Origin of the sequence: Streptomyces sp. NPDC057249 (assembly GCF_042669245.1) — a bacterium.
Taxonomy (GTDB): Bacteria; Actinomycetota; Actinomycetes; order Streptomycetales; family Streptomycetaceae; genus Streptomyces.
This window is the reverse complement of the sequence record NZ_JBHUXS010000022.1, coordinates 110,975-117,224: the sequence shown is the minus strand read 5'-3', so window position 1 is coordinate 117,224 and position 6,250 is coordinate 110,975. Positions and strand designations below refer to the sequence as shown.

General features: G+C 72.7%; 6 protein-coding genes and 1 rRNA gene. 2 read left to right on the top strand and 5 right to left on the bottom strand.

Features of this window, described 5'->3' with window-relative positions:
* A 5S ribosomal RNA gene (gene rrf / locus ACFUJY_RS31025) occupies window positions 1-92 on the top strand; the annotation flags it as partial.
* 49 nt (window positions 93-141) lie between these two features.
* Here the strand turns inward: rrf and ACFUJY_RS31020 are convergent.
* The 4 genes from ACFUJY_RS31020 to ACFUJY_RS31005 are packed head-to-tail and all read right to left on the bottom strand — an operon-like array spanning window position 142 to window position 3,822.
* Window positions 142-807 (bottom strand): response regulator, encoded by a 666-nt coding sequence (locus ACFUJY_RS31020; RefSeq protein WP_383305718.1) that lies wholly within the window; start codon window positions 805-807, stop codon window positions 142-144.
* Window positions 804-2,072, bottom strand: a complete 1,269-nt coding sequence (locus tag ACFUJY_RS31015) for a sensor histidine kinase (protein WP_383305717.1) — start codon at window positions 2,070-2,072, stop codon at window positions 804-806. The genes ACFUJY_RS31020 and ACFUJY_RS31015 overlap by 4 nt, the downstream gene beginning before the upstream one ends.
* A gap of 32 nt (window positions 2,073-2,104) precedes the next feature.
* Entirely contained in the window at window positions 2,105-2,893 is a 789-nt protein-coding gene (locus ACFUJY_RS31010; RefSeq protein WP_383305716.1) for an ABC transporter permease, read from the bottom strand.
* Window positions 2,890-3,822: an ABC transporter ATP-binding protein gene (locus ACFUJY_RS31005; protein ID WP_383305715.1), complete on the bottom strand. Its 933-nt coding sequence runs from the start codon at window positions 3,820-3,822 to the stop codon at window positions 2,890-2,892. Before ACFUJY_RS31005 ends, ACFUJY_RS31010 begins: the two co-directional genes overlap by 4 nt.
* Window positions 3,823-3,965: 143 nt before the next feature.
* Between ACFUJY_RS31005 and ACFUJY_RS31000 the strand changes: the two genes are divergently transcribed.
* Window positions 3,966-4,523 (top strand): GNAT family N-acetyltransferase, encoded by a 558-nt coding sequence (locus ACFUJY_RS31000; RefSeq protein WP_383305714.1) that lies wholly within the window; start codon window positions 3,966-3,968, stop codon window positions 4,521-4,523.
* A 10-nt stretch (window positions 4,524-4,533) separates the two neighbouring features.
* Here the strand turns inward: ACFUJY_RS31000 and ACFUJY_RS30995 are convergent, their stop codons facing one another.
* Window positions 4,534-6,249 (bottom strand): type VI secretion protein, encoded by a 1,716-nt coding sequence (locus ACFUJY_RS30995; RefSeq protein ID WP_383305713.1) that lies wholly within the window; start codon window positions 6,247-6,249, stop codon window positions 4,534-4,536.
* Between the last annotated feature and the right edge of the window lies 1 nt (window position 6,250).

Genomic DNA, 6,250 nt, shown 5'->3' with positions numbered 1-6,250 from the left:
CGCCCGGTTACATTCCGAACCCGGAAGCTAAGCCTTTCAGCGCCGATGGTACTGCAGGGGGGACCCTGTGGGAGAGTAGGACGCCGCCGAACAATCATTGTGGGAAAGCCCCGTGCCGTTGGCACGGGGCTTTTCTGCGTTTCAGCCCGGGGAGACCAGGTGGGTGTCGTACGCGAGGATCACTGCTTGGACGCGGTCCCTGGCGCCCGTCTTGGCGAGGATGCGGGAGACATGGGTCTTCACCGTTGATTCCGCGAGATGAAGGCGTTCGGAGATTTCCGAGTTGGTCCAGCCCTGGCCGATGACCGTGAGGATTTCCAGTTCACGCCCGGTGAGTCCGGCGATGCGCGGATCTTGGGTGGCCGGTTCGCCCGGGGCGGCCGGCAAGTGCTGCACGTACGCGTCCAGGAGACGGCGGGTCAGGCTCGGGGCCACCACCGCGTCGCCGAGGGCGACAGCCCGGATGCCGGACAGCAGCTCCTCCGGCAGCGCGTCCTTGATGAGGAAGCCGCTGGCGCCGGCCCGGAGACCGTCGTACGCGTACCGGTCCAGGTCGAACGTGGTGACGATCAGGACGCGGGTGCGGGAGCCGGCCCTGATGACGCGGCGGGTCGCCTCGATGCCGTCCAGGAGCGGCATGCGGATGTCCATCAGAGCCACGTCCGGCTGGTGCCGGGCGATGAGCTGGAGCGCTTCGTGGCCGTTGGCGGCCTCGCCGACGACCGTCATGTCGTCCTGGCTCTCCAGCAGCATGCGGAAACCGAAGCGTTGCATCGGCTGGTCGTCCGCGATGAGCACGGTCGTCACGAGGGGGAGTCCTCCAGGGGGAGCCGGAGCCGGACCTGCCAGCCGCTTTCGGCGGAGGGACCGGCTTCGAGTGTGCCGTCGTACAGGGAAGCGCGTGCGCGCATCCCGGTGATGCCCTGCCCCGTGCCGGCGGAAGTCCGCTCGCCCCGGGGCGGGTTGCCATTGTCCGTGACGAGGGCTTCCAGCGCACCCGGCCGGTAGATCAGAGTGACCTCGGCCGCGAGCGAGGGCGAAGTGCCCGCGTGCTTCAGCGTGTTCGTCAGGGACTCCTGCACCACCCGATAGACCGTCAGCTGGCGCCCGGGGGTGATTGGGCCGGCCGGTGGTGTCCCCTGTACGAGCAGCTGCACCGGCAGACCGGCCCGGCGTACCCCTTCCAGCAGCCCGTCGATGTCGTCGAGGGTGGGCTGCGGGGCGCGGTCGGCGTTCTCCGGCTGGTCCCGCAGGACGCCCAGGAGGCGGCGGAGTTCGGCGAGGGCCTGGCGGCTGGTGGTGCCGATGGCTTCCAGGGCCTGGGCCGCGCGCTCGGGGCTGCGGGCCGCCGCGTACGAGCCGCCGTCGGCCAGGCCCGTGATGACGGAGAGGTTGTGGCCGATGATGTCGTGCATCTCCCGGGCGATCCGGGCCCGTTCGGCGGCGGCGGCCAGGCGGGCCTGCTGGTCGCGTTCACGCTCCAGGCGGTCCGCCCGGTCGAGAAGGGCCTCGGTGTACTCCTTGCGGGTACGCACCAGGATGCCCGCCAGGGCGGCGATGGCGAACATCCAGACGTGCGGGAGCAGGAGGCGGCTCCAGACCTCCGGGAACCGGGCCGAGGCGATCACCAGCGGTGTCGCGACCAGGGCACCCGACCAGGCGAGGGTGCGCATCGGGAGGCGTACCGCGATGTTGAAGACCACGATCTCCTGGAGCAGGGACGCCTGGATGACCGCACCCGTCCACACGTTGGCCAGGGAGAACGGGGCCATGAAGGCGAGCACGGCCAGGGGGTGGGAGCGGCGCCAGAGCAGGGGGACGGAGAACGCCGCGCTCATGGCGAACACCAGCGGCTCCGCCACGTGCCGGTCGACGGCGACCGTGCGCCAGCCGCCGGTGGAGACGTCGAGGACGGCGAACAGCACCCAGAACGTGGTCAGGATGCCGTTCCAGACGGACGGCCGGCGCCGGTCGAAGGAGCGGATGCGCTGGAACAGGCGCTGTATGTGCCCGGTGAGCGGGGTCGGGGCGGGCGGCGGAACCGGTTCCCGGCCCTCGGTGGTGTCCGCCATTGGTGTCTCCCCGGTGTCCGGCGGCGTACGGCTCATGCGTCCCGGCGCCGCAGGAGTACGGCCGCCGAGACCAGTGTGGCCGAGGACCACAGGACCAGGGCGAGCAGGGCCGGACCCGGGGACGCGGCGTCCGGGAGCGGGGTGGCGGAGCCGAGGACGCCGGCCGCTTGGGTGGGGAAGTAGCGGACGGCGGTCTCCACCGCGTCGTAGGGGAGCGTGGTCAGCACCTCGGGGAGGATCATCACACCGCCGATGAACGCGCCGATCGCTCCGGGGACCGAGCGCAGGAGTGCGCCGAGCCCGAGGGCGATGAGGCCGAGGAAGGTGGTTCCGGCGGCGTTCCCCGCTACGGCGCGCAGTACACCCGGGTCGGTGAGGGAAGCGGCCTGGTCCGTGTCGTGCAGGAAGAGTTGGGCGATGACGAAGGTGACCAGTGAGGTCGCGAACATGAGGGTGAACACGGCGACCGTGAAGATGCCCGCCTTCGCCCACAGCACCGGGAGACGGCGTGGGACGGCGGTCAGCGAGGCGCGGATCAGGCCCGTGGAGTATTCGCCGGCCGTGACGAGGATGCCGAGGACCACTGTGCAGAGCGAGGCGAGCAGCGATCCGTAGAGGACGAGGATGACGGTGTCCATGTCCGAGTCGCCGCCGTCGGAGGTGTAGGTCGTGCCCATGAGGATGCCGACACCCAGGACGAAGACGACGGCCAGGCCCAGGGTGATCCAGGTGGAGCGCAGGGTGCGCAGCTTGTGCCATTCGGAGCGCAGCACCCGGGCGGGTGTGACGCGGTAGGCGTGGGGAACAGCCGTGGTGGTCATGCGAGGGCTCCGGTCGGTGCGGCGGTGGTGGTGCGGTAGTCGACGGAATCCTGGGTGAGGTCCATGAAGGCCTGTTCCAGGGACGCGGTGTGCGGGGTGAGTTCGTAGAGCGGGATGGCGTGCGTGGCGGCGGTGCGGCCGATGAGTTCGGCGTCCGTGCCGCGCACGTCCAGTCGGTCGGAGCCGGGCGTGGTGGTGATCTCGACGCCGGGGCCCCGCAGCAGGTCGCACAGGGCGGTGGCCTTGGGCGTGCGGACGGTGACGGAGCCGCCGCCGGCCCTGGCGGTGAACTCCGTGACGGTGGTGTCGGCGAGGAGGCGGCCGCGGCCGATGACGACCAGGTGGTCGGCGGTGAGAGCCATCTCGCTCATCAGGTGCGAGGAGACCAGGACCGTGCGGCCCTGTGCGGCGAGATCGCGGAGCAGGGTGCGGATCCAGAGGACGCCCTCGGGGTCCAGGCCGTTGACGGGTTCGTCGAGGATGACGACGGCCGGGTCACCGAGGAGGGCGGCGGCGATGCCCAGGCGCTGGCCCATGCCGAGCGAGAAGCCCTTGACCCGTTTCCCGGCGACGGCGGTGAGTCCGGCGAGGTCCAGGACCTGTTCGACGCGGGCGCGCGGGATGCCGTGGGTGTGGGCGAGTGCCATCAGGTGGTGGAAGGCGGTGCGGCCGGGGTGGACGGAGCGCGCTTCCAGCAGGGCGCCGACCTCGGTGAGGGGAGCGCTGTGGGAGGTGTAGGCGCGGCCGCCGATCGTGGCGCGGCCCCGGGTGGGTGCGTCCAGGCCGAGCAGCATGCGCATGGTGGTGGACTTGCCAGCGCCGTTGGGGCCGAGGAAGCCGGTGACCGTGCCCGGGTGGACGGCGAAGTCGAGGTCTTGGACGACGGTGGTGTCCCCGTAGCGTTTGGTGAGTGCGTGTGCCCTGATCATGCGGTCGACGCTACGGAGCCGGCGCGGGCGGGTCGTCGGACCGGGGGCGGGACGTGCGGGGGCGCGTAGTACCGGGGTACGACTGCTGGTGAGCGGGGCGTATCGGTTTGCGTGGTCGCGGGAGCGCAGGTCAGGATCGGTGCATGGACTACGTGATACGGCCGGTGCGTGCCGATGAGTGGCGGTCGGTGAAGGAGCTCCGGCTGGCCGCCCTGCAGGACCCGGCCGCTCCGGTGGCGTTCCTGGAGACGTACGAGCAGGGGCTGAAGCGGTCCGACGAGGCGTGGCGGGAGCGGACGGCCGACGCCTCCGAGGACGGTGCGGGCGAGGTGCGGCAGTTCGTCGCGGAGGGCCCGGACGGTGGCTGGGCGGGGTCGGTGACGGTGCTCGTGGAGGGGCCGGACGTCGAGGCGCGGTTCGGTGGGGCGGCGTCGGTGGACCAGGGGCACCTGGTGGGCGTGTTCGTACGTCCGGAGGCGCGGGGCGCGGGGGTGGCGGACGCGTTGTTCCGGGCGGCCGTGGACTGGGCGTGGTCGTTGGAGGCGCCGCGACTGGAGCGCGTACGGCTGTATGTGCACGAGAACAATCCGCGCGCCGCGGCCTTCTACCGGCGGTTCGGTTTCGTGCCGACCGGGGAGACGGTGCCGATGCCGGGCGATCCGACGGCGCGTGAGCTGGAGTACGCGGTGACGCGGCCCTGAGCGGTGCCGCTCACAGGGTGCTGGGGGTCCTGAGCTGTTGCGTCCACTGTGAGCGGGCCTGTTCCGGGGAACGGAGCAGGGCGACGGTGGACAGGCCCTGGGTCTGGCCGGAGCGCAGCAGTTCGGGCAGCCGGGGCAGCGGGGCGACGGCCGCGACGTCGTCGAGGACGAGCGTCATTGGTGGGTCGAGCCGGCCGTCGGATGACCGTGCGGCCATGCGGCGGCCGTGCTCGACCACGTCTGAGGCGAGCGCGGTGAGCAGGGGCATCGTCCCTGGACCGGATCGCGGGGTCTCGATGGCTTCCCCCACCACATAGAGGCTGCCCCCTTCGTCCGCAAAGGAATCCAGTGCGAGCGCATCTGCTCGATGTGGTGTGCAGGCGTCCCGGACGTGGACGGAGGAGAGGGCGCCGAACGCGCGCACCGTCAGTTCCTGGGCCATCTCGCGGCGTTCGGGGTGGCCGGTGAGTGCGGACTCCAGCAGTCCGGCGAGGCCGGGGGCCGCTTTGGGGTGGGTGCGCAGCAGGCGGACCGGTTCGTGGGCGTTGCCGCCGATGGCCCAGCGGTGGACCTGGCGGAAGGGGCGGCCGTCGATGGCGGCGGCGTGCAGCCAGCAGCGCAGGAGGGTTTCGGCGATGTCGGCCGTCGCCGAGTCGACGCGGGCCCGGGGGCGGACGGGGGCGAGCAGCGCGCCCGCGCGGGCCGCCGCCCGGTCGGCCTGCTCGCAGCCGGTGGTGGGCGCCCAGTGCAGCCGGTCCGGGGTGTCGCAGAGGTGGCCGGGGTCGTAGACGAGGACGGGGCCGAGCTTCGCGCGGGCGTCCTTGGTCTCGGCCCAGAGGGTGGGGTCGGAGGTCACGACGAGCACGGGGCCGTCGGCTTCACGGATGGCCTGGACGGCGGTGGCCCGGCGGGTGGTGGCGGGGCCGTAGAGGAGGAGCGGGGTGCGCGGGGAGGGGACGGTGGCGGGGAGCGGGCCGGTGGGGGCCGGTCGGCTGAATGCCGCCTCCTCGGGGGCCGTCCTCGCGGTGCCGGTCGGTGCGTGCCGGGCTTCTCGGCCGGTGAGCGCTTCGGGGGCGGCTTCGATGGGGAGGGCTGCCGTCCGCGGTGCGGTGTCGGTGAGGTGCTCGGCGGGGACCGGGCTGGCCGGCGCGGGCACGGGGGGCGTCCCGCGGAGGGCGTCGGGGGTGGGCTCCGGGGCCGGTTCCGGGCCGGGGGGCGCCGCCTCGTGCGCGTGGTCCCGGTGCTTGGCCCACCGGCCGGTCCCGTGGCCCTTGCCCTGGGCCGACCGGCGGCGGGCGCGCTCTGCGCGGTGTGCCTGTTCGAGGAGGGCCAGCCGCTCCGCGCGTTCCGCGCGGCGGCGGGCGAGCACGGCGCGCCAGCGGGTGATGACGCCCATCACGAACACCGTCAGCACCACGAGCACCATCAGTTCGCCGATGAGCAGACCCCAGAACAGGCCGTAGCCGGAGAGCTCTTCCGGGGGTGTGCGGGGCCAGGCGGCGGGCAGGTCGTGCGGGGCCTCCAGGAGGCGCCGGAGGGCCAGTGGTGTCTCGGTCGGCGTGACGGCCTCGGGCCAGGCGCCGTGGGCCAGGAGGCCGGCGAATCCGGTGGCCGTCCAGGCCAGCAGCGTCAGTCCGAGCAGGAAGGCGAGCAGGCCGACGAGCAGGCCGTCGGGGATGCCGCCTCCCTTGCCGTCGCCGGACCGTCCCCCGTCGCTCCCTGCCATG